The organism is Salmonella sp. SSDFZ69 (assembly GCF_004010755.1).
GTDB lineage: Bacteria > Pseudomonadota > Gammaproteobacteria > Enterobacterales > Enterobacteriaceae > Salmonella > Salmonella enterica.
In genome coordinates this window covers 2,894,093-2,916,662 of record NZ_CP034831.1, presented here as the reverse complement: position 1 = coordinate 2,916,662, position 22,570 = coordinate 2,894,093, and the positions used below count along the sequence as shown (strand labels likewise).

The 22,570-nt window shown below is 54.1% G+C and carries 18 protein-coding genes, 1 tRNA gene, 1 other RNA gene and 1 pseudogene; 9 read left to right on the top strand and 12 right to left on the bottom strand.

The genetic code is table 11. The features are described 5' to 3' along the window. Positions 1 to 49: 49 nt before the first annotated feature. Entirely contained in the window at positions 50 to 271 is a 222-nt protein-coding gene (cspD, locus tag EOS98_RS14655; RefSeq protein ID WP_000447499.1) for a cold shock-like protein CspD, read from the bottom strand. 150 nt (positions 272 to 421) lie between these two features. Between cspD and EOS98_RS24895 the strand changes: the two genes are divergently transcribed. The 3 genes from EOS98_RS24895 (at position 422) to clpA (ending at position 3,222) form a co-directional block, all read left to right on the top strand. Continuing rightward, the gene (locus EOS98_RS24895) at positions 422 to 499 is read left to right on the top strand and encodes a hypothetical protein (RefSeq protein ID WP_212742690.1); all 78 of its coding nucleotides are present in this window, start codon (positions 422 to 424) and stop codon (positions 497 to 499) included. A gap of 95 nt (positions 500 to 594) precedes the next feature. Beyond that, positions 595 to 915 carry an ATP-dependent Clp protease adapter ClpS gene (gene clpS, locus EOS98_RS14650; RefSeq protein WP_000520789.1) on the top strand — a complete coding sequence of 107 codons (321 nt, stop codon included), beginning with the start codon at positions 595 to 597 and terminating at the stop codon, positions 913 to 915. A 30-nt stretch (positions 916 to 945) separates the two neighbouring features. Next, positions 946 to 3,222: an ATP-dependent Clp protease ATP-binding subunit ClpA gene (gene clpA, locus EOS98_RS14645; RefSeq protein ID WP_000934064.1), complete on the top strand. Its 2,277-nt coding sequence runs from the start codon at positions 946 to 948 to the stop codon at positions 3,220 to 3,222. A 213-nt stretch (positions 3,223 to 3,435) separates the two neighbouring features. Here clpA and EOS98_RS14640 read toward each other — a convergent pair whose 3' ends face one another. The 6 genes and pseudogenes from EOS98_RS14640 to EOS98_RS14610 all read right to left on the bottom strand — a co-directional run bounded on the left by EOS98_RS14640 (position 3,436) and on the right by EOS98_RS14610 (position 6,584). Further along, complete coding sequence (locus tag EOS98_RS14640; protein ID WP_001117984.1) at positions 3,436 to 3,633, bottom strand: hypothetical protein; 198 nt, start codon at positions 3,631 to 3,633, stop codon at positions 3,436 to 3,438. A gap of 161 nt (positions 3,634 to 3,794) precedes the next feature. Continuing rightward, positions 3,795 to 4,148: pseudogene (locus EOS98_RS14635) on the bottom strand (tyrosine-type recombinase/integrase); the annotation flags it as partial. Between the two features lie 454 nt (positions 4,149 to 4,602). After that, positions 4,603 to 4,741: non-coding RNA, RtT sRNA (locus EOS98_RS14625), on the bottom strand. A 49-nt stretch (positions 4,742 to 4,790) separates the two neighbouring features. Beyond that, positions 4,791 to 4,878: transfer RNA gene (locus EOS98_RS14620), tRNA-Ser, on the bottom strand. 148 nt (positions 4,879 to 5,026) lie between these two features. Beyond that, positions 5,027 to 5,704 carry a hydrolase gene (locus EOS98_RS14615; protein ID WP_000097893.1) on the bottom strand — a complete coding sequence of 226 codons (678 nt, stop codon included), beginning with the start codon at positions 5,702 to 5,704 and terminating at the stop codon, positions 5,027 to 5,029. A gap of 19 nt (positions 5,705 to 5,723) precedes the next feature. Further along, entirely contained in the window at positions 5,724 to 6,584 is an 861-nt protein-coding gene (locus tag EOS98_RS14610) for a pirin family protein (RefSeq protein WP_000809969.1), read from the bottom strand. A 108-nt stretch (positions 6,585 to 6,692) separates the two neighbouring features. Between EOS98_RS14610 and EOS98_RS14605 the strand changes: the two genes are divergently transcribed. After that, positions 6,693 to 7,604 carry a LysR family transcriptional regulator gene (locus EOS98_RS14605; RefSeq protein ID WP_000597928.1) on the top strand — a complete coding sequence of 304 codons (912 nt, stop codon included), beginning with the start codon at positions 6,693 to 6,695 and terminating at the stop codon, positions 7,602 to 7,604. 89 nt (positions 7,605 to 7,693) lie between these two features. Here EOS98_RS14605 and infA read toward each other — a convergent pair whose 3' ends face one another. From infA to trxB, 5 genes are all read right to left on the bottom strand, one after another. Further along, positions 7,694 to 7,912, bottom strand: coding sequence for a translation initiation factor IF-1 (gene infA / locus EOS98_RS14600; protein ID WP_001040187.1), 219 nt, complete (start codon positions 7,910 to 7,912; stop codon positions 7,694 to 7,696). A gap of 311 nt (positions 7,913 to 8,223) precedes the next feature. After that, positions 8,224 to 8,928 carry a leucyl/phenylalanyl-tRNA--protein transferase gene (aat, locus tag EOS98_RS14590; RefSeq protein ID WP_126524164.1) on the bottom strand — a complete coding sequence of 235 codons (705 nt, stop codon included), beginning with the start codon at positions 8,926 to 8,928 and terminating at the stop codon, positions 8,224 to 8,226. Between the two features lie 44 nt (positions 8,929 to 8,972). Beyond that, a complete protein-coding gene (cydC, locus tag EOS98_RS14585) occupies positions 8,973 to 10,694 on the bottom strand; it encodes a heme ABC transporter ATP-binding protein/permease CydC (RefSeq protein ID WP_126524163.1) in 1,722 nt (573 codons plus the stop codon). After that, a complete protein-coding gene (gene cydD / locus EOS98_RS14580) occupies positions 10,695 to 12,461 on the bottom strand; it encodes a heme ABC transporter permease/ATP-binding protein CydD (RefSeq protein WP_001044545.1) in 1,767 nt (588 codons plus the stop codon). 113 nt (positions 12,462 to 12,574) lie between these two features. Next, positions 12,575 to 13,543 (bottom strand): thioredoxin-disulfide reductase, encoded by a 969-nt coding sequence (gene trxB / locus EOS98_RS14575; RefSeq protein WP_000537406.1) that lies wholly within the window; start codon positions 13,541 to 13,543, stop codon positions 12,575 to 12,577. 546 nt (positions 13,544 to 14,089) lie between these two features. Between trxB and lrp the strand changes: the two genes are divergently transcribed. The 5 genes from lrp to serS all read left to right on the top strand — a co-directional run bounded on the left by lrp (position 14,090) and on the right by serS (position 22,453). Next, on the top strand, positions 14,090 to 14,584 hold the full coding sequence (gene lrp / locus EOS98_RS14570; RefSeq protein ID WP_000228469.1) for a leucine-responsive transcriptional regulator Lrp: 495 nt from the start codon (positions 14,090 to 14,092) through the stop codon (positions 14,582 to 14,584). Positions 14,585 to 14,718: 134 nt separating this feature from the next. After that, positions 14,719 to 18,795 (top strand): DNA translocase FtsK, encoded by a 4,077-nt coding sequence (gene ftsK, locus EOS98_RS14565; RefSeq protein WP_126524162.1) that lies wholly within the window; start codon positions 14,719 to 14,721, stop codon positions 18,793 to 18,795. A 142-nt stretch (positions 18,796 to 18,937) separates the two neighbouring features. Continuing rightward, complete coding sequence (gene lolA, locus EOS98_RS14560; RefSeq protein ID WP_001519746.1) at positions 18,938 to 19,549, top strand: outer membrane lipoprotein chaperone LolA; 612 nt, start codon at positions 18,938 to 18,940, stop codon at positions 19,547 to 19,549. Positions 19,550 to 19,558: 9 nt separating this feature from the next. Beyond that, entirely contained in the window at positions 19,559 to 20,902 is a 1,344-nt protein-coding gene (rarA, locus tag EOS98_RS14555; protein WP_000067785.1) for a replication-associated recombination protein RarA, read from the top strand. A 258-nt stretch (positions 20,903 to 21,160) separates the two neighbouring features. Then, positions 21,161 to 22,453 carry a serine--tRNA ligase gene (gene serS / locus EOS98_RS14550; protein ID WP_000886697.1) on the top strand — a complete coding sequence of 431 codons (1,293 nt, stop codon included), beginning with the start codon at positions 21,161 to 21,163 and terminating at the stop codon, positions 22,451 to 22,453. The last annotated feature ends 117 nt before the right edge of the window (positions 22,454 to 22,570 follow it).

Genomic DNA, 22,570 nt, shown 5'->3' with positions numbered 1-22,570 from the left:
GATCGGGCTGGCATTTTGCCTCCTGGATGTACACAATGAGACAGAGGAGCTATGCAACGGCCTCTGCTTCGATGGGCACGATGACGCTGGCGTGATTGCCTTTTGGCCCCTGGTGGACATCAAACCGGACAGACTGTCCGGCTTTAAGCGTTCTGTAACCATCCATTTGAATGGTGGAATAATGGGCGAAAATATCCTCGCCGCCGCCTTCAGGGCAGATGAAACCAAACCCTTTGGCATTGTTGAACCACTTTACAGTACCCGTTTCCATGCTTCGACATCCTTCGTAAATCTTATATAAGTAAGATGGAATGAACCGGTGACGGAGTGGGGGCTGTTCAAAACCTCACCAACTCTCGACATTACAATTTAGAGAAATCAGGCGAGGCGTCAAGCATCAGGCAGGGGGGATCGGGTAAAAATGAATCAAAAATTTGAAGCAGTTAACGCTATTGCCGGGAATGTGACAGATGTCGCGGATGGTACTGATAGATGTTAGTTATCTATCAATTGAGGTAGATTGATTGTGTGCATAGACTCTGGTCAGCGGCAGATTTTCCTGCCGACAACCGTAACCGATAATGACGACTGACAATGGGTAAGACGAACGATTGGCTGGATTTTGACCAGTTGGTGGAAGATAGCGTGCGCGACGCGCTAAAACCGCCATCTATGTATAAAGTGATATTAGTCAATGATGACTACACTCCGATGGAGTTTGTTATTGACGTGTTACAAAAATTCTTTTCTTATGATGTAGAACGTGCAACGCAATTGATGCTTGCGGTTCACTATCAAGGCAAAGCTATCTGCGGCGTGTTTACCGCCGAGGTGGCGGAAACCAAAGTGGCGATGGTGAACAAGTATGCAAGGGAGAACGAGCATCCGTTGCTGTGTACGCTGGAAAAAGCCTGAATGCAGGTATAAAAATTGGGGGAGGTGCCTATGCTCAATCAAGAACTGGAACTCAGTTTAAACATGGCTTTCGCCAGAGCGCGCGAGCACCGTCATGAGTTTATGACCGTCGAGCATCTGTTGCTGGCGCTGCTCAGCAACCCATCGGCTCGCGAAGCGCTGGAAGCATGCTCCGTGGATCTGGTGGCGCTCCGTCAGGAACTCGAAGCCTTCATTGAACAAACCACACCCGTACTGCCTGCCAGTGAAGAAGAGCGTGATACGCAGCCGACGTTAAGTTTCCAGCGTGTCCTGCAACGTGCCGTCTTCCACGTTCAGTCTTCCGGGCGTAGTGAAGTGACTGGCGCGAATGTGCTGGTGGCTATCTTTAGCGAACAGGAATCACAGGCGGCTTATCTGCTGCGCAAGCATGAAGTGAGCCGTCTGGATATCGTGAACTTTATTTCTCACGGGACGCGAAAAGACGAACCGAGCCAATCTTCCGATCTCGGCAATCAGCCAACTGGCGACGAACAAGCTGGCGGGGAGGAACGTATGGAAAACTTCACGACGAATCTTAACCAACTTGCTCGCGTGGGCGGCATCGATCCGCTGATTGGTCGTGAAAAAGAACTGGAACGCGCGATCCAGGTCTTGTGTCGTCGCCGTAAAAATAACCCGTTGCTGGTAGGGGAATCCGGTGTTGGCAAAACGGCGATTGCCGAAGGGCTGGCCTGGCGTATCGTGCAGGGCGATGTGCCGGAAGTGATGGCCGATTGCACCATTTACTCGCTGGATATCGGTTCGCTGCTGGCGGGCACCAAATACCGCGGCGATTTTGAAAAACGGTTTAAGGCGTTGCTGAAACAGCTTGAGCAGGATACCAACAGCATCCTGTTTATCGATGAAATCCATACCATTATCGGCGCTGGCGCGGCGTCGGGCGGACAGGTGGATGCGGCAAATCTGATTAAACCGCTGCTTTCCAGCGGCAAGATCCGGGTGATCGGCTCAACGACCTATCAGGAATTCAGCAATATTTTTGAGAAAGACCGCGCATTAGCGCGCCGTTTCCAGAAAATTGATATTACCGAGCCTTCGGTGGAAGAGACGGTGCAAATTATCAACGGCTTGAAACCTAAGTACGAAGCGCACCACGACGTGCGTTATACCGCAAAAGCGGTGCGTGCGGCGGTCGAGCTGGCGGTAAAATATATCAATGACCGCCATCTGCCGGATAAAGCCATTGACGTGATTGACGAAGCGGGCGCTCGGGCGCGTCTGATGCCGGTGAGCAAACGTAAGAAAACGGTCAACGTGGCGGATATTGAGTCCGTAGTGGCGCGAATTGCGCGAATTCCTGAAAAGAGCGTCTCGCAGAGCGATCGCGATACGCTGAAGAACCTGGGCGATCGTCTGAAAATGCTGGTCTTCGGCCAGGATAACGCGATTGAGGCGCTGACCGAAGCTATTAAGATGAGTCGTGCGGGGTTGGGCCATGAGCATAAACCTGTCGGCTCATTCTTGTTCGCCGGGCCAACTGGCGTAGGGAAAACTGAAGTTACGGTACAGCTTTCAAAAGCGCTGGGTATTGAGCTGTTGCGCTTCGATATGTCCGAATATATGGAGCGTCATACGGTGAGCCGTTTGATCGGCGCGCCTCCGGGATACGTCGGTTTCGACCAGGGTGGGCTGCTGACGGATGCGGTGATTAAGCATCCTCATGCGGTGCTGTTGCTGGATGAGATCGAAAAAGCGCACCCGGATGTCTTTAACCTGCTGCTGCAGGTGATGGATAACGGTACGCTGACCGATAACAACGGCCGTAAGGCGGATTTCCGCAACGTGGTGCTGGTGATGACCACCAACGCCGGCGTGCGAGAAACCGAACGTAAATCTATTGGTCTTATTCATCAGGACAACAGTACCGATGCGATGGGCGAGATCAAGAAAGTGTTTACGCCGGAGTTCCGTAACCGTCTCGACAACATTATTTGGTTCGATCATCTGTCTGGCGAGGTGATTCATCAGGTTGTCGATAAGTTTATCGTCGAGTTGCAGGCTCAGTTGGATCAGAAAGGCGTCTCCCTGGAAGTCAGTCAGGAAGCGCGCGACTGGCTGGCGGAAAAGGGCTATGACCGGGCGATGGGCGCACGTCCAATGGCGCGTGTGATTCAGGACAACCTGAAAAAACCGCTGGCCAATGAGTTGCTGTTTGGATCGCTGGTTGACGGCGGACAGGTCACCGTCGCGCTGGATAAAGAGAAAAATGCGTTGACGTATGGCTTCCAGAGTGCGCAAAAGCACAAGCCGGAAGCCGCGCATTAATCTTCGTTTCACTGCCGTACAAACCGGGCCTTAGCGCCCGGTTTTTTTATGCCGGCTAATAGTTAGCCTGATGGTGTTGTGCTCGCGGTAGGCGGACAAGGCGCTTGTAAATTGCGTCATCATCCGGTAATCGACGGGGGGGTTAATGCGAAAAAAAGCCCGCCCCGCTGTGTGAAAAGGGATGCTGAAGCCGCTGTTACCAATGCCAAAAAACTAATCCTCTTCTCTGAAAAGAGTAGTCTTACACTTAGCACAAAGAATTCTTCTGTGATTATCCCATACCTGTATCAAACCAACATCGCTGAATTTCTCGTGACCACAACTGTAGCAGGATATTTTACTCATATTGTGTTTTTTAATATATTCATCTTTGGTTGGAAGTTGCTTCCAGTAGCCTATCAGTCCGGGCATAACCTCTCCTTGAGTGGTTTATGTAATTTGCAAACCATGATAATAATTATATAAGAAATAGTTCATTATAAAATTATTGCTTATCACATTTTCGAAAGCGAATGCTATTAGCATCACACTTTCTACATTGTTATCAACGATAATGCTTTCGTACAGGTAGCTTAGCTGTTGGCAGTGCTATACCCCGTCCAATCATCCATCAACGCCACCCGTTTAGGCCATAACGTCCCACGCTGATACGCTGCTTCAGCCTTATCTGCCAACTGGTGCGCCAACGCATGTTCAATAACCTCACGTTGATAGTCCGTTGTTTCACCAGCCCACTCATGGAAAGTAGAACGGAAGCCATGCTGCGTTAAGTTGGTATATTCCATTCGCTTCAATACAGCCAATAACGACATATCAGAAAGTGTTTCAGCGCGAGGGGCAGGGAATACATGATTGTTATTTTTCAAACGCGGTAAGCCTTCTAATAAAGCAACGGCAGCATCAGACAGAGGAACTCGGTGCTTTTTTACTACCGAGAGATACTTATGCAAACTTTTCTAAAGCGTTTCAGGTAGGGGAGTGGGGCTGTTTTACACAATCTATAGTAAGTTTAGTGTAGCAACCAAAGGTCAAAAAACGAACCTTCATCAGGAAAATCACAGTAAAAACAATAGGTTTAGATACAAAAGCCCGTACTTTCGTACGAGCTCTTTCTTGAATATGGCGGTGAGGGGGGATTGACTCGCTTTGCTCGCCCCTTCGGGGCAGCCCGTTCGCTGCGCGCCCGGTCTGTCCAACTGGCTGCGCCGCTACTCAGCCCATCCCTGGGCCTCGCCCCTTCGGGGCCAGAGCAAGCTCTGTTCAAAAACGCTCCCGGCGTTTTTGTGTCGAACCCCGGTCGGTGGTTCTCATCCCCCCTTGGTTTGGGGGATACATATAAGCAAAAAGCCCGTACTTCTGTACAGGCTCTCAGCTTAAATATGGCGGTGAGGGGGGGATTGACTCGCTTTGCTCGCCCCTTCGGGGCAGCCCGTTCGCTGCGCACCCGGTCTGTCCAACTGGCTGCGCCAGTTGTCGAACCCCGGTCGGTGGTTCTCATCCCCCCCTTGGTTTGGGGGATACATATAAGCAAAAAGCCCGTACTTCTGTACAGGCTCTCAACTTAAATATGGCGGTGAGGGGGGGATTCGAACCCCCGATACGTTGCCGTATACACACTTTCCAGGCGTGCTCCTTCAGCCACTCGGACACCTCACCATATTGTATTGCTGCCTGACCACTTGGGGGGCAACGGGGCGCTACTATAGGGAGTTGCGCTAAAACGGTCAAGCAGAATTTACAGATTCACTGTCGTTTGCTCATGCAATAGACATAATCCCCGCCCAAACTGGCGCGGGGAGGCAAATTAGCGCTGTGAATCCAACATTTCGTTGTTTTTCACCACATCCTGCGCTTTGCTGTAGCTTTCGATCAGCAGTTGATAGGCCGGGAATACCTGAGTATAAACGTCGGCCCACGCGGCGGCGTCTTCACGGTTCCAGGTGCCTTGCAGCTCAGAGGCGACTGCGGCAGTATCCATCGGTACGACGCCAGCCTGTACGATACGCGCCAGGGTGATCTCCTGCGCCATCTTACTGTAGGTGCCGGATGCGTCGATCACGGCAAATACCTTATAGCCTTCCGCTACCGCGCTAATGGCCGGGAATGCCATGCACACGCTGGTAATCGTCCCGGCAATGATCAGCGTCTTACGACCCGTCGCTTTTACCGCCTTAACGAAATCTTCGTTATCCCAGGCGTTAATTTCACCTTTGCGCGCAATGTACTGCGCATGTGGCGCATTAGCGTGGATCTCCGGGATCAGCGGGCCGTTCGGACCTTGCGGTACGGATGCCGTGGTAATGACCGGCATTTTCGCTAACGTCGCCATCTTCGCCAACGCCGCGGCGCGAGCGCGTAATTCCGGCATTGGCATATCGCCTACGGTCTGGAAAAGACCGCTTTGATGATCGATTAAAAGCATCACGGAATCGTTAACATCAATTACCGGGCGCAAACCATTAAAATTAGCAGGACTTGACATCGTGTTCTCCTTCATGTTTTCAGATTTGGCCAAAACGGCCGGAGTTGAAATCGCGGACTGCTTCTGCGATCTCTTGTTTCGTGTTCATAACAAATGGGCCGTAACCCACAATCGGTTCATTCAGCGGCTCGCCTGATAACAGCAATACGCTGGCGTCGCTGCTGGCCTCAAGGTGCAGCGTTTTCCCTTGCTGGCTCAACACCACCAGTTGCGCTTCGTTGACCGGCGTCGTGCCGTTCACCGTGATATTGCCTTTCAGTACCACCAGCGCGGTGCTCCATCCTTCCGGCTGTGCCAATGTAAGCTGGCGATTGCGTTGCAGGCGCATATCCCAGACATTGAGCGGCGAGAAAGTGTGCGCCGGGCCTTTTGTCTCTTCATAACGCCCTGCGATGACCCGCACGACTCCGGCGTCATCCGGCAACGTAACGGTCGGGATAACATCGTGGGTAATGCTTTGATAACCCGGGGTGGTCATTTTGTCCTTCATTGGAAGGTTAACCCACAACTGCACCATTTCCAGTTCGCCGCCCCGACGGGTAAACGCGTCGGAATGGAACTCTTCATGCAAAATGCCTGCGCCTGCGGTCATCCACTGAACGTCGCCCGGGCCGATAACGCCGCCGCGACCGGTAGAGTCCCGATGCTCGACTTCGCCACTATAAACAATCGTCACGGTCTCGAAACCGCGGTGTGGATGCTCCCCAACACCGCGTTTTTCATTACCCGGCGTAAATGTGTGCGGCCCGGCATAATCCAGCAGCAGGAATGGACTCAACTGCTGCGCATGTGACTGATAAGAAAAGAGTGAACGAACCGGAAATCCATCGCCAACCCAGTGCGGGCGAGGTGCGGTATAGACGCCTGTAATCTGTTTCATGGTGTTCTCCTCAGTGGCGTTGTCTTGATGTGAATAAGCTTATATTCATGACAAAAGGTTCGGTAGTGGCTAAAATGGCTCATACCGTTCCATTAATAGGACAATATAATGATAAAAACGGATCTCAATGATTTTGCGTGGTTTGTGCATGTGGTCGAAGAGGGTGGGTTTGCCGCGGCGGGGCGTGCGCTTGATGAACCAAAATCAAAACTGAGCCGGCGTATTGCGCAACTGGAGGAACGGCTGGGCGTGCGATTGATTCAGCGAACCACCCGGCAGTTTAACGTTACCGAAGTGGGGCAAACATTCTATGAGCACTGTAAAGCGATGCTGGTGGAAGCTCAGGCGGCGCAGGATGCCATTGCCGCATTGCAGGTAGAGCCTCGCGGTATCGTGAAGCTGACCTGCCCGGTGACGCTGCTGCATGTACACATCGGCCCAATGCTGGCGAAATTTATGGCGCGTTATCCTGATGTTTCGCTACAGCTTGAAGCAACCAATCGTCGGGTGGACGTCGTAGGGGAGGGGGTGGATGTGGCGATTCGCGTCAGGCCGCGCCCGTTTGAGGATAGCGACCTGGTGATGCGCGTCCTGGCTGACAGAGGGCATCGCCTGTTTGCCAGCCCGGATCTTATCGCACGGATGGGAATCCCTTCCGCGCCGGCGGAGTTGAGCCATTGGCCAGGGCTAAGTCTTGCATCCGGCAAGCATATCCACCGCTGGGAACTTTACGGCCCGCAGGGCGCGCGTGCGGAAGTCCATTTTACCCCGCGTATGATTACTACAGACATGTTGGCGCTACGCGAGGCGGCGATGGCGGGCGTGGGGCTTGTGCAGTTACCTGTCTTAATGGTGAAAGAACAACTGGCCGCCGGTGAACTGGTCGCGGTGCTGGAAGAGTGGGAGCCCCGGCGGGAGGTTATTCATGCTGTGTTCCCATCCCGGCGAGGATTATTACCTTCCGTACGCGCGTTGGTCGATTTTTTGACGGAAGAGTATGCGCGGATGGTGGAAGAGTAACCTGCTCGTCATTCATCGACTTAATGGACGCAAAAAAGGCCGGTTAAACCGACCTTTTATCCAGCGCCCTTCAGGGCGTGAGGAGACAATTAGCGACTACGGAAGACAATGCGGCCTTTGCTCAGGTCGTACGGGGTCAGCTCAACGGTCACTTTGTCGCCCGTCAGGATGCGGATGTAGTTCTTACGCATTTTACCGGAGATGTGTGCAGTAACCACGTGACCGTTTTCTAACTCTACGCGGAACATGGTATTAGGTAACGTTTCGAGAACGGTACCTTGCATTTCAATATTGTCTTCTTTGGCCATCTAATCCTCTGGGGTATCACTACCATAATTTGAACCGGCAAGATAATGCCGAACTTCTTTTGATAAGTAAAGATTTGTGCGTTTAAAACACAGCAAACCAGGTTTAGCACATGATTCCGCGACACACGACAACGCCGCGTTATACACCTTTTCCCTGATACTACCGCCTGATGTATCGACATAAGCGCAACATATAAGGGAACGGTGAAATAAACGATGGGCGTTACCTGACAACGGGCTGCGGGATAATGAGCTAAACCAATTCTGCGGCAGCAATTATAACACCCCAATAAAAAATGTGCCGAAAACATTCACTTCCGGGGCAAAAATAATGTCCGCGGCACCCAAAAACGGGAGGCCAGCTGCTGTTGGCGTAAGGCCGCGAGGTGATCGAGGTAGTCACGACGTGGAATTTCAATGGCGCCGAGCGAGGCGGTATGACTATTAAGTACCTGACAATCAATAAGTTTACCGCCGTGACGGATAAATTCAGCGCAAAAAACCAGCAGTGCGGTTTTAGAAGCATTCTCCTGGCGGCTAAACATCGATTCGCCGCAAAACAGCGCCCCCTGCGAGACGCCATACATCCCGCCGACCAGTTCCCGATCGCGCCACACTTCAATGGAGTGCGCGTGGCCCAATTCATGTAATCGGCGATAGGCTTCCTCAATACCACGCGTTATCCAGGTGCCTTCGTCACGGTGATTGGCGCATCCATCAATGACCCGATCGAAAGCGTAATTGAGCGTCACGCGGTAAGGAGATGCGTTGTGAAAGCGCTTCATGCTGCGACTGAGGTGAAACTTTTCAGGCCACAGCACGGCGCGCGGATCGGGCGACCACCACAGAATCGGGTCGCCCGGCGAAAACCACGGGAAAATCCCGTGCTGGTAGGCCATTAACAACCGGGCAGGGCTGAGATCGCCGCCCAGTGCCAGTAAACCGTTAGGCTCGCGTAAAGCGCCTTCCGGCGAAGGGAAGGCGATAGAATGTCGGGAAAGCTGAACCAGACGCATGACGGCGAAACTCCAGTACGCAAGTCGGATCGTTCAATAATAGCTTACAGACGTTGTTTAAACTGATAATAGCGCCCTTGTCCGGCTAACAATTCTGCATGAGTGCCTCGCTCAATGATGCGCCCGTCGTCCATTACGATGATTTGATCAAAACGGGCCAGACCGCGCAAACGGTGAGTCACCATCAGGACGGTTTTCTCGCGCATCACATCGGCAAGTAATTCCAGCATTTCGCTCTCGGTGGTCGCATCCAGCCCCTCAGTGGGCTCATCCAACAGCATTAACGGAGCATCATGCAACAGCGCGCGGGCGATGGCCAGACGACGAAGTTCGCCGCCGGATAGCAGGCGACCGCCTTCGCCGAGCCAGCTATTAAGCCCACTATCTTCGAGCAGATTTTCGAGGCCGATGCGACGCAGCATGTCGGAAAGGGCTTCGTCGCTGGCATTGGGCGCCGCCAGTAATAAATTATCACGCAGCGTGGCGCTGAACAGGTGGACACGCTGCGGCACCACGCTGATAGTCCGGCGTAAGGCGGATTCGCTCAGCGAGGATAGCGGAAGATCGTTGAGCAGAATTTCGCCTTGTTGCGGGTCCCAGGCGCGGGTGAGTAGCTGCAACAGCGTTGATTTTCCGCAGCCGGTACGCCCCAGAATAGCGACATGCTCGCCAGGATTAGCCTGTAATGAGAGGGCATTGAGCGCATTAATCGGCTGGTCGGGATAACGAAACGAAACGTCCCGCAGGGTGAGTGTGACCTTTTCCGGCGCGGGAGTTTCTGCCTGCGGAAAGGTCACCTCCGGTTTTTGCTCCGTTAATTCAGTGATACGAAGCGCAGAGGCGATAACCTGCCCCAGATGCTGGAATGCGCCGGTAACGGGCGCAAGCGCCTCGAAAGCCGCCAGCGCGCAGAAGACAAACAGCGCGATGAGCGCGCCGGGCTGCGTATTGCCGCCAACGCCGCCGGAGGCCATCCACAACATTAACATCACCGCCAGCGCGCCAATCAGCAGCATTAACGCCTGCGATAAGGCGGTCAGTTCAGACTGTCGGCGTTGGGCCTCATGCCATTGTAATTCGGTGGCTTCCATTTGCGCCCGATAGCGTTTGCTGGCGCCAAAAATGGTGAGTTCCGCCTGGCCCTGTAACCATGACGTGAGCTGTTGGCGATACTGACCTCGTAGATGCGTCAGATTTTGGCCGGTATTTTTGCCGGCGCGATAAAACACCGGCGGCATAATAAACAGCGTCAACAGCATAATGCCGCCCAGCGTGATCGCCAGCGTCACGTCGAGAACGCTAAGCCCCAGGGTGACAATCATAATCACTACAAAAGCGCCGACCAGCGGGGAGATGACGCGCAAATAGAGATGATCCAGCGTGTCAACGTCGGCAACGATGCGGTTCAGCAGTTCACCTTGCTGATATCGCGCCAGACCCGCGGGGGAGAGCGGTAAAAGTTTGCTAAAGGTATAAATACGCAGATGTTGCAGCACGCGGAACGTGGCGTCATGACTTACCAGACGTTCAAAATAACGACCAGCGGTACGGGTAATGGCCGCGCCGCGCACGCCGGCTGCCGGGAGCATATAGTTAAAACTGTAAATTCCCGCGAAGCCTGCGATAGCGGACGCGGACAGGAACCAGCCGGAAAGCGTCAGCAGCCCGATACTGGCAAGCAGGGTCAGGATTGCCAGCGCAATTCCCAGCGTTAGCATCCATTTATGGCGTTTATAAAGCGTCAGATAAGGGAGTAGCGCGCGCATTTAAATATCCTCCTGACGATGAGCCAATAACGTCGCAAAAGCGCCGTTGGCGGCGCTGAGTTCGGCATAACTGCCTTGTTCGACAATCGCGCCATCTTGCATAACCCAGATAGCGTCCCAGTCGGCGAGATCTTCCAACTGATGCGTCACCATTAATGTGGTCTGGCGTTTTGACGCCGCTTTTAACGCCTGCATGACGCGTTGCTCGCTGTGAGCGTCCAGGCTTGCCGCCGGTTCATCCAGCAGTAGCAGTTGACAGGGATTAAGTAGCGCACGGGCGACCGCTACGCGCTGTGCCTGGCCGACGGAAAGTCTGCTGGCATGATTGCCGAGCGGGGTGTCTACTCCCTGCGGCAGCAGCGGTAAAAACTCGCTTACCCATGCGGCGTCAAGCGCGGCATAAAGTTCCTGCTCGCTGGCGTCCGGGCGCGCCAGTAATACATTTTCGCGTAGCGTCGCCGCAGGTAATTGCGGGTTTTGCCCAACCCAGGAGAGATGCTGGCGCCAGGATTCCGGCGAGAGATCGCGAAGCTCGACACCGTTAATACGCAAAGATCCCTGATAGGAGAGAAAACCGGATAATACATTCAACAGAGTGCTTTTACCGGAACCGCTGCGTCCTACCAGGACGGCGCGTTCTCCTGCCGCTAGTGAGAAATTCAGCGGCCCGGCAAGCGTTTTGCCTTCTGGCGAGGTGATAATAAGATTGACTGCGTCAATGGTTACAGGTTCGTTTTCCGCCAGCTCAACTTCGCCGCGCGCCGGGTGGGCGAGGGGAGTTTCCAGAAACGTCTTCAGACTATCCGCCGCGCCAACCGCCTGCGCCTTAGCATGATAAAACGTGCCGAGGTCGCGTAATGGCTGGAAAAACTCCGGCGCGAGGATCAAGGCGAGGAACCCGGCGGCGAGCGTCACACCGGTACCGTAATGACCAAAGTTCAGCTCGCCCAGGTAAGAGAAGCCAAAATAAACGGCGACCAGCGCAATAGAAAGCGAGGTGAAAAACTCCAGCACGCCGGAAGATAAAAAGGCGAGGCGCAGTACTTCCATCGTGCGCTGACGAAAATCCTGCGATGCTGCGCGAATGCTCTCTGTTTCCGCTTCACCACGACCGAAAATTCGCAGCGTTTCCATCCCGCGCAGACGGTCAAGAAAATGGCCGCTTAGCCGGGCAAGCGCCAGGAAATTGCGGCGGTTGGCGTCAGCCGCGCCCATCCCCACCATCGCCATAAATAGGGGAATGAGCGGGGCAGTGCCCAGCAGAATCAGCGCCGCCGCCCAATTTGACGGGAAAATCGCCGCCACGATTAAGAGCGGTACGCAAACGGCAAGCGCCATTTGCGGCAGATAGCGCGCATAATAGTCATGCATATCGTCAATCTGTTCCAACACCAGCGTCGCCCAGCTACCGGCGGGCTTGCCCTGAATCCAGGCTGGGCCGGCTTGCTGCAGACGATCCAACACCTGACGGCGGATCTCAAAGCGAATATGCTGTCCGGCATGAAAACCGACGCGCTCGCGCAACCACACCACCCAGGCGCGGAGGACAAAGACCAGTATCAGCAGGATAAAAGGGAGCAACAGCGCTTCCCGTGGAATGTTCTCCATGATCATATGTTGCAGGATACGCGCCATGATCCAGGCCTGAGCGACAATTAATACGCCACTCATGAACCCCAACAGGCGGGAAATATTCAACCACCGTTGGGAGATTACGCTTTGCTGTTTTAACCAGCGGGTCAGCTCTTTTTGGCGGGTTTTATTCATTGCACGCTTAGCAGGTGAGTTATTGGAATTTCAGGCAGGGCAATGTTACAACGACGCAAAAATAAAGGCGACTTATAGTCGCCTTTTTTACTTTTGTTACTGATTTGTAAAAACTATTTGCTCGCGTCGGCCAGACCATCGAGATAGCGTTCAGCATCCAGCGCCGCCATACAGCCCGTACCTGCAGAGGTGATCGCCTGACGGTAAATATGATCCATGACGTCACCCGCCGCGAATACGCCAGGGATGCTGGTTTGTGTGGCGTTGCCATGGGTGCCGGACTGAACTTTGATATAACCATTTTCCAGCTCAAGCTGGCCTTCGAAGAGCGCCGTGTTTGGGCTATGACCGATGGCTACGAAAAGTCCGGCGATGTCCAGCGTCTCAATATTATCGCTTTGCTGCGTGTCGCGAAGACGCAGACCAGTAACGCCCATCTGATCGCCGGTCACTTCTTCCAGCGTCCGGTTGGTGTGCAGAATGATATTGCCATTTTCGACTTTATCCATCAGGCGCTTAATGAGGATTTTTTCAGCGCGGAAACCGTCACGGCGATGGATAAGGTGCACTTCCGAAGCGATGTTGGACAGATAAAGCGCTTCTTCAACCGCGGTGTTGCCGCCGCCGATCACCGCCACTTTCTGATTGCGGTAGAAGAAACCGTCGCAGGTTGCGCAGGCGGAAACGCCGCGCCCTTTAAAGGCTTCTTCCGATGGCAGCCCCAGATAGCGCGCGGAAGCGCCGGTCGCAATGATCAACGCATCACAAGTGTACTCTGCGCTGTCACCTGTCAGACGGAACGGACGATTTTGCAGATCCACTTTGTTGATGTGATCAAAAATTATCTCGGTTTCAAATTTTGCCGCATGTTCATGCATGCGTTCCATTAGCAGCGGGCCGGTCAAATCGTTTGGATCGCCGGGCCAGTTTTCCACTTCCGTCGTGGTAGTCAGTTGACCGCCTTTTTCCATACCGGTAATAAGTACCGGCTGTAAATTTGCGCGCGCGGCATACACCGCCGCGGTATATCCCGCCGGTCCTGAGCCCAGAATAAGCAGCTTACTGTGTTTGGTCGTGCCCATGAGATCCCCATAGTTGTTGGCAGACAATGAGCAGAATTGTAGGGAATTTACAGACGTAAAAAAAGAGCATAACGATTTTGTTAACAATATGTGTAATAGCATGAACCGATGAACGACCGCGACAGCGGCGTTATCATCACAAACTTTAATTAAAATCGGTAACTTATAAGGTGACGAAATGACAGTTTACCGCCCTCTCTAATGAATAACTGGCATGTTGTACTAAAAATCGATGTTTTGCTTTGACAATCACCTGCTGTTTTGCGAAAACATTCGAGGAAGAAAAAAACTGTGTTATGTATGTGCTGCATAATCATGCATGTAAATACCATGTTTACCGGGCTAGTGAAATCTACGCATGGCGTGGACAGACGCCATTCGTGATGTCGATAGCTGCCGCGAGGCAACGGTCTTCTCACCATAGACCAGGCATTGCGCGCCGTTAATCCCTCTGGGTTTCGGTCTATTGTGATGGGCAGCGACTCTGAACAGTGATGTGAGTAGAGTCAGGCAGGAGTAGGGAAGGAATACAGAGAGACAATAATAATGGTAGATAGCAAGAAGCGCCCTGGCAAAGATCTCGACCGTATCGATCGTAACATTCTTAATGAACTGCAAAAGGATGGGCGTATTTCCAACGTCGAGCTTTCTAAACGAGTAGGACTTTCGCCGACACCTTGCCTTGAGCGTGTGCGTCGGCTGGAGCGACAGGGGTTTATCCAGGGCTATACGGCGCTGTTGAACCCGCATTATCTGGATGCGTCACTTCTGGTATTCGTTGAGATTACCTTAAATCGCGGCGCGCCGGATGTGTTTGAACAGTTTAATGCCGCCGTGCAAAAGCTTGAAGAGATTCAGGAGTGTCATTTGGTTTCCGGCGATTTCGACTACCTGTTGAAAACCCGTGTACCGGATATGTCAGCGTATCGAAAACTATTGGGAGAGACGTTACTGCGCTTGCCAGGTGTGAACGACACCCGAACTTACGTAGTGATGGAAGAGGTAAAACAGAGTAATCGTCTGGTTATTAAGACACGCTAACACGGAACAGGTGCAAAATCGCTGTAGTTTGATTACACTCCTGTTAATCCATACAGCAACAGTGCCGGGGCAACCCGGTGCTGTTGTCCGTTTTAGCATCGGGCGGGAAAAGCCTGGAACCTGGAGAGCCTTTTTTGAGCCAGGAATATACTGAAGACAAAGACGTCACATTGACGAAGTTAAGCAGCGGGCGCCGACTTCTGGAAGCGTTGTTGATACTTATTGCCCTTTTTGCCGTCTGGTTGATGGCGGCCTTGTTGAGCTTTAACCCTTCGGACCCCAGTTGGTCGCAAACCGCCTGGCATGAACCCATCCATAATTTAGGCGGCGCGCCGGGCGCGTGGCTGGCCGATACACTGTTCTTTATTTTTGGCGTAATGGCCTACACCATCCCTGTCATTATTGTCGGCGGGTGTTGGTTTGCGTGGCGTCATCAGTCTACGGATGATTACATCGACTATTTTGCTGTGTCGCTACGCCTTATCGGCGTGCTGGCGCTGATTCTCACTTCCTGCGGTCTGGCGGCCATTAATGCCGACGATATCTGGTATTTCGCCTCCGGCGGCGTAATTGGCAGCCTGTTAAGCACCACGCTGCAGCCGTTGTTGCATAGTAGCGGCGGAACGATAATGCTTCTCTGTATTTGGGCTGCCGGGCTGACGCTCTTTACCGGCTGGTCCTGGGTTAGTATCGCCGAAAAATTAGGCGGCTGGCTGCTTAATATACTGACCTTCGCCAGCAACCGTACCCGGCGTGATGATACGTGGGTTGACGACGAAGAGTATGATGACGAATACGATGAAGAAACCGACGGCGTGCAGCGTGAATCTCGCCGGGCGCGTATTTTGCGCGGCGCGTTGGCGCGTCGTAAGCGACTGGCTGAAAAATTCAGCAATCCACGGGGCCGTCAGACCGATGCCGCGCTCTTTTCCGGCAAACGGATGGATGATGACGAGGACATTCAGTATAGCGCGCGCGGCGTCGCTGCCGATCCCGACGACGTTCTGTTTTCGGGCAACCGTGCGACGCAGCCGGAATATGATGAATATGATCCGCTGTTAAACGGCCATTCTGTCACCGAACCGGTCGCCGCCGCTGCGGCTGCAACCGCCGTCACCCAGACGTGGGCAGCGTCCGCCGATCCCATAATGCAAACGCCGCCCATGCCGGGGGCTGAGCCGGTTGTCGCGCAACCGACCGTGGAGTGGCAGCCCGTACCGGGGCCGCAAACCGGCGAACCGGTTATCGCGCCTGCGCCGGAGGGGTATCAGCCGCATCCGCAATATGCTCAACCGCAGGAGGCGCAAAGTGCGCCGTGGCAGCAACCTGTGCCTGTCGCTTCCGCGCCGCAATACGCCGCGACGCCAGCGACCGCAGCAGAATATGACTCTCTTGCGCCGCAGGAAACACAGCCGCAATGGCAGCCGGAGCCGACCCATCAGCCGACGCCGGTTTATCAGCCGGAGCCGATAGCGGCTGAACCTTCTCACATGCCGCCGCCGGCTATCGAACAGCCGGTTACCACCGAGCCTGAACCTGACACAGAAGAGACCAGACCCGCCCGTCCTCCGCTTTACTATTTTGAAGAGGTGGAAGAGAAACGCGCCCGTGAGCGCGAACAACTGGCGGCATGGTATCAACCGATTCCGGAGCCGGTAAAAGAGAACGTGCCGGTCAAACCTACGGTATCTGTCGCGCCGTCCATACCGCCAGTGGAAGCGGTAGCCGCCGCGTCGCTTGACGCAGGTATTAAGAGTGGCGCCCTGGCAGCAGGCGCCGCGGCCGCTGCGCCTGCATTTAGTCTGGCTACCGGCGGCGCGCCGCGTCCGCAGGTGAAAGAGGGGATTGGTCCGCAACTGCCGCGTCCGAACCGCGTTCGCGTGCCGACCCGACGGGAACTGGCGTCGTACGGTATTAAGCTGCCGTCACAGAGGATTGCAGAAGAAAAAGCCCGCGAGGCGGAGCGCAATCAGTACGAGACGGGCGCGCAGCTAACCGATGAAGAAATAGATGCAATGCATCAGGACGAGTTAGCCCGTCAGTTTGCGCAGTCGCAGCAGCATCGTTATGGTGAGACGTATCAGCACGATACTCAACAGGCAGAAGATGACGATACCGCTGCGGAAGCTGAATTAGCCCGCCAGTTTGCCGCTTCGCAACAACAGCGCTATTCCGGCGAGCAACCCGCTGGCGCGCAGCCGTTCTCACTGGACGATCTGGATTTCTCGCCAATGAAAGTATTGGTTGATGAAGGTCCGCACGAACCGCTGTTCACGCCGGGTGTCATGCCCGAGTCAACGCCTGTTCAGCAACCGGTAGCGCCGCAGCCGCAGCCACAGTACCAGCAGCCGCAACAGCCGGTAGCGCCGCAGCCGCAGTATCAGCAGCCGCAGCAGCCGGTAGCACCGCAGCCGCAGTATCAGCAGCCGCAACAGCCGGTAGCGCCGCAGCCGCAGTATCAGCAGTCGCAGCAGCCGGTAACGCCGCAGCCGCAATATCAGCAGCCGCAACAGCCGGTAGCGCCGCAACCGCAGTATCAGCAGCCGCAACAGCCGGTAGCGCCGCAACCGCAGTATCAGCAGCCGCAACAGCCGGTAGCGCCTCAGCCGCAACAGCCGGTAGCGCCGCAGCCGCAGTATCAGCAGCCGCAACAGCCGACAGCGCCGCAAGACAGCCTGATCCACCCGCTGTTGATGCGTAACGGCGACAGTCGTCCATTGCAGCGTCCGACGACGCCGCTGCCTTCATTAGATCTTCTGACGCCGCCGCCGAGCGAAGTTGAACCGGTAGATACCTTTGCGCTGGAACAAATGGCGCGTCTGGTTGAAGCGCGTCTGGCGGATTTCCGCATTAAAGCTGATGTGGTGAACTATTCGCCAGGCCCGGTCATTACTCGCTTTGAACTGAATCTGGCCCCGGGCGTTAAAGCGGCGCGTATCTCCAACCTTTCCCGGGATCTGGCGCGCTCATTGTCAACGGTAGCCGTACGCGTTGTGGAAGTCATTCCAGGCAAACCTTACGTAGGGTTGGAATTGCCGAACAAGAAACGGCAAACCGTTTATCTGCGCGAAGTGTTGGATAACGCCAAATTCCGCGAGAATCCGTCGCCGCTTACCGTGGTGTTAGGTAAGGATATCGCGGGCGATCCGGTAGTGGCGGATCTGGCGAAAATGCCTCACCTGCTGGTGGCCGGTACGACCGGTTCCGGTAAGTCGGTCGGGGTTAACGCCATGATCCTCAGTATGCTGTATAAAGCGCAGCCGGAAGACGTTCGCTTTATCATGATCGACCCGAAAATGTTAGAACTCTCGGTCTATGAAGGTATACCGCATCTGCTGACGGAAGTTGTTACCGACATGAAAGACGCGGCTAACGCGTTACGCTGGAGCGTCAATGAGATGGAGCGTCGCTATAAGCTGATGTCCGCGCTCGGCGTGCGTAATCTGGCTGGGTATAACGAGAAAATCGCCGAAGCGGCCCGCATGGGGCGTCCGATTCCGGACCCGTACTGGAAGCCGGGCGACAGTATGGATGTTCAGCATCCGGTTCTGGAAAAACTCCCGTATATCGTGGTACTGGTTGATGAATTTGCCGACCTGATGATGACCGTCGGTAAAAAAGTTGAAGAGCTGATCGCGCGTCTGGCGCAGAAAGCGCGCGCCGCGGGGATTCACCTGGTACTGGCGACGCAGCGTCCGTCGGTCGATGTGATTACTGGTTTAATTAAAGCCAACATACCAACCCGTATCGCTTTTACCGTATCCAGCAAGATCGACTCCCGCACTATTCTTGATCAGGGTGGCGCTGAGTCGCTATTGGGAATGGGGGACATGCTCTATTCCGGACCAAACTCCACCATGCCGGTACGTGTCCATGGGGCGTTTGTGCGTGACCAGGAAGTCCATGCGGTGGTGCAGGACTGGAAAGCGCGCGGTCGTCCGCAATATGTGGATGGCATTACCTCCGACAGCGAAAGCGAAGGTGGCGGTGGCGGTTTTGACGGCGGCGAAGAATTAGATGCGCTATTTGATCAGGCCGTTAATTTCGTCACCCAGAAGCGTAAAGCGTCCATTTCCGGCGTTCAGCGTCAGTTCCGCATCGGCTATAACCGTGCGGCGCGTATTATCGAACAGATGGAAGCGCAGGGTATTGTCAGCGCTCAGGGGCATAACGGTAATCGTGAAGTGCTGGCTCCGCCGCCTTTTGAGTAAACCTGTAAGCCGGATGGCGCTGTGCAGGCTGCCATCCGGCAACAAAATTCAGTATTTTCTTCTTTCCTCATGCTGATTTTTGGCCTGGAATAGAAAGCAAAAGGAGCTCCTGGTCGGGAGTGTCGAAACCTGAGGAATAATGATGAAAAAAATGGCAATCGCCTGTGCATTACTTTCAAGCGTTGTAGCCAGCAGCGTATGGGCTGACGCCGCCAGCTCTCTGAAAAGCCGTCTGGATAAAGTGAGCAGCTTTCATGCCACCTTTACTCAAAAAGTCACCGATGGCAGCGGTGCCGCGGTGCAGGAGGGACAGGGTGATTTATGGGTTAAGCGGCCAAATCTATTCAACTGGCATATGACGCAACCTGACGAGAGTATTCTGGTTTCTGACGGCAAAACGTTATGGTTCTATAACCCGTTTGTAGAACAGGCTACCGCCACGTGGTTGAAAGATGCCACCGGAAATACACCGTTTATGCTGATTGCCCGCAACCAGGCCAGCGACTGGCAGCAGTATAATATTAAGCAGGATGGCGATAATTTTGTGCTGACGCCGAAAGCCAGCAACGGCAATCTGAAACAGTTCACCATCAATGTGGGACGCGACGGGACTATCCACCAGTTTAGCGCCGTAGAACAAGACGATCAGCGTAGCGCCTATCAGCTAAAATCCCAGCAAAACGGCGCTGTTGATCCGTCAAAATTTACGTTTACTCCGCCGCAAGGGGTAACGATAGACGACCAACGTAAGTAGAGGCGATGAGTGAGCAATCTGTCGCTCGATTTTTCTGATAATACGTTTCAACCGCTGGCCGCGCGAATGCGGCCGGAAAATTTAGCGCAGTATATCGGCCAGCAGCATTTGCTGGCCGCAGGTAAGCCGTTGCCTCGCGCTATTGAGGCCGGGCATCTGCACTCCATGATTTTATGGGGGCCGCCAGGGACGGGGAAAACCACGCTCGCTGAAGTGATCGCCCGCTACGCCAGCGCCGATGTCGAGCGTATTTCCGCCGTCACTTCTGGGGTAAAAGAGATTCGTGAAGCTATCGAGCGCGCCCGCCAGAATCGTAATGCTGGTCGCCGTACCATCCTGTTTGTCGATGAAGTGCATCGCTTTAACAAAAGCCAGCAGGACGCCTTTTTACCGCATATCGAAGATGGCACTATCACCTTTATCGGCGCGACCACGGAAAATCCCTCTTTTGAGCTGAACTCGGCGCTATTGTCGCGAGCGCGGGTCTATCTGCTGAAATCGTTGACCACTGACGATATTGAGCAAGTACTGGACCAGGCGATGCAGGACAAAACGCGTGGTTACGGCGATCAGGATATCGTGTTACCGGATGAGACACGGCGAGCAATTGCTGAGCTGGTCAATGGCGACGCGCGGCGCGCCTTAAATACGCTGGAAATGATGGCCGATATGGCGGAGGCGGATGACAGCGGCAAACGCGTTTTATTGCCCGCCTTGTTGACCGAGATCGCCGGCGAGCGCAGCGCGCGTTTTGATAACAAAGGCGATCGCTTCTACGATCTTATTTCCGCCTTACATAAATCAGTGCGCGGCAGCGCGCCGGATGCCGCCCTCTATTGGTATGCCCGTATCATTACCGCGGGAGGCGATCCGCTGTACGTGGCGCGTCGCTGCCTGGCGATTGCCTCGGAAGATGTGGGTAATGCCGATCCGCGCGCGATGCAGGTCGCTATTGCCGCGTGGGATTGTTTCACCCGCGTTGGCCCGGCTGAAGGCGAAAGGGCGATCGCGCAGGCTATCGTTTATCTCGCCTGCGCGCCGAAGAGCAACGCCGTCTATACCGCCTTTAAGGCTGCGCTGGCCGACGCGCGCGAACGTCCTGATTATGACGTTCCTGTCCATCTGCGTAATGCGCCAACCAAACTGATGAAAGAGATGGGCTATGGCCAGGAGTACCGCTATGCCCACGATGAGCCCAATGCCTATGCTGCGGGTGAAGTGTACTTCCCGCCGGAAATCGCGCAAACGCGCTATTATCATCCGACAAATCGTGGTCTGGAAGGCAAGATTGGCGAAAAGCTCGCCTGGCTGGCTGAACAGGATCAAAATAGCCCCACAAAACGCTACCGCTAGTGTAAACGTTGCGGTAAGGTTATCTCTAAATATGATGCTCCAGGTATCATGGCGTTGATGATGAACCTCGTTATGCCTGATAGCACGTTGCTTATGAGGTCCGCGGGTATAGCGCAATGGATGCGTTGTTGCTGTCGTCGGTCTGGTAAGGCGAAAACGTCGCTATTACGTAAACGCGGTTTACGTTCATCAATACAATCAGAGGCGATCATCAATTGATCGCGTTTCCTTTTATTATTCGATAAGCACAGGATAAGCATGCTCGATCCCAATCTGCTGCGTAATGAGCCAGACGCAGTCGCTGAAAAACTGGCACGCCGGGGCTTTAAGCTGGATGTAGATAAGCTGCGCGCTCTTGAAGAGCGTCGTAAAGTTTTGCAGGTCAACACGGAAAACCTGCAGGCGGAGCGTAATTCTCGATCGAAATCCATCGGCCAGGCGAAAGCGCGCGGGGAAGATATCGAGCCTTTACGCCTGGAAGTGAATAAACTGGGCGAAGAGCTGGATGCGGCGAAAGCCGAGCTGGATACCTTGCTGGCGGAGATCCGCGATATCGCGCTGACCATCCCAAACCTGCCTGCGGATGAAGTGCCGGTAGGTAAAGATGAAAACGACAACGTTGAAGTCAGCCGCTGGGGTACCCCGCGTGAGTTTGATTTTGAAATCCGCGATCACGTCACCTTAGGGGAAATGCACTCCGGCCTCGACTTTGCCGCCGCGGTTAAGCTGACCGGCTCCCGTTTTGTGGTGATGAAAGGACAGATTGCGCGTATGCATCGCGCATTGTCGCAGTTCATGTTGGATCTGCATACGGAACAGCACGGCTATAGCGAAAACTACGTGCCGTATCTGGTTAACCACGACACGCTGTATGGCACCGGTCAACTGCCGAAATTCGCAGGCGACTTGTTCCATACCCGTCCGCTGGAAGAAGAAGCAGACAGCAGCAACTATGCTTTGATCCCGACGGCGGAGGTTCCGCTGACCAATCTGGTACGCGATGAAATCATCGACGAAGATCAGCTGCCGATTAAAATGACGGCGCATACGCCTTGTTTCCGTTCTGAAGCAGGTTCTTATGGTCGTGATACCCGTGGCCTGATTCGTATGCATCAGTTTGACAAAGTGGAAATGGTGCAGATCGTTCGCCCGGAAGATTCTATGGCTGCGTTGGAAGAGATGACCGGCCACGCGGAAAAAGTGCTCCAGCTACTGGGACTGCCGTACCGTAAAATCATTCTGTGCACTGGCGATATGGGCTTCGGCGCCTGCAAAACCTATGACCTCGAAGTCTGGGTTCCGGCGCAGAATACCTACCGCGAGATCTCTTCCTGCTCTAACGTCTGGGACTTCCAGGCGCGTCGTATGCAGGCACGCTGTCGCAGCAAGTCCGACAAAAAGACCCGTCTGGTCCATACCCTGAATGGTTCTGGTCTGGCGGTAGGTCGTACCCTGGTGGCCGTGATGGAAAACTATCAGCAGGCTGATGGCCGCATTGAAGTGCCGGAAGTATTACGTCCGTACATGAACGGACTGGAATATATCGGCTAATCCTCGCTTTCTTCTCTTCTAAAAAGCGCCTTCGGGCGCTTTTTTTATGCCAGTTTGATACCGGACAATAATCCCTACCCTATTAGGGGTAATACTGATTTCGAATGAAGGTCAGTT

Excerpts from the sequence above, each read along its gene's own strand:
- cspD (WP_000447499.1), bottom strand. The coding sequence starts at position 271 with ATGGAAACGGGTACTGTAAAGTGGTTCAACAATGCCAAAGGGTTTGGT.
- EOS98_RS24895 (WP_212742690.1), top strand. The coding sequence starts at position 422 with ATGAATCAAAAATTTGAAGCAGTTAACGCTATTGCCGGGAATGTGACA.
- clpS (WP_000520789.1), top strand. The coding sequence starts at position 595 with ATGGGTAAGACGAACGATTGGCTGGATTTTGACCAGTTGGTGGAAGAT.
- clpA (WP_000934064.1), top strand. The coding sequence starts at position 946 with ATGCTCAATCAAGAACTGGAACTCAGTTTAAACATGGCTTTCGCCAGA.
- EOS98_RS14640 (WP_001117984.1), bottom strand. The coding sequence starts at position 3,633 with ATGCCCGGACTGATAGGCTACTGGAAGCAACTTCCAACCAAAGATGAA.
- EOS98_RS14615 (WP_000097893.1), bottom strand. The coding sequence starts at position 5,704 with ATGTCAAGTCCTGCTAATTTTAATGGTTTGCGCCCGGTAATTGATGTT.
- EOS98_RS14610 (WP_000809969.1), bottom strand. The coding sequence starts at position 6,584 with ATGAAACAGATTACAGGCGTCTATACCGCACCTCGCCCGCACTGGGTT.
- EOS98_RS14605 (WP_000597928.1), top strand. The coding sequence starts at position 6,693 with ATGATAAAAACGGATCTCAATGATTTTGCGTGGTTTGTGCATGTGGTC.
- infA (WP_001040187.1), bottom strand. The coding sequence starts at position 7,912 with ATGGCCAAAGAAGACAATATTGAAATGCAAGGTACCGTTCTCGAAACG.
- aat (WP_126524164.1), bottom strand. The coding sequence starts at position 8,928 with ATGCGTCTGGTTCAGCTTTCCCGACATTCTATCGCCTTCCCTTCGCCG.
- cydC (WP_126524163.1), bottom strand. The coding sequence starts at position 10,694 with ATGCGCGCGCTACTCCCTTATCTGACGCTTTATAAACGCCATAAATGG.
- cydD (WP_001044545.1), bottom strand. The coding sequence starts at position 12,461 with ATGAATAAAACCCGCCAAAAAGAGCTGACCCGCTGGTTAAAACAGCAA.
- trxB (WP_000537406.1), bottom strand. The coding sequence starts at position 13,543 with ATGGGCACGACCAAACACAGTAAGCTGCTTATTCTGGGCTCAGGACCG.
- lrp (WP_000228469.1), top strand. The coding sequence starts at position 14,090 with ATGGTAGATAGCAAGAAGCGCCCTGGCAAAGATCTCGACCGTATCGAT.
- lolA (WP_001519746.1), top strand. The coding sequence starts at position 18,938 with ATGAAAAAAATGGCAATCGCCTGTGCATTACTTTCAAGCGTTGTAGCC.
- serS (WP_000886697.1), top strand. The coding sequence starts at position 21,161 with ATGCTCGATCCCAATCTGCTGCGTAATGAGCCAGACGCAGTCGCTGAA.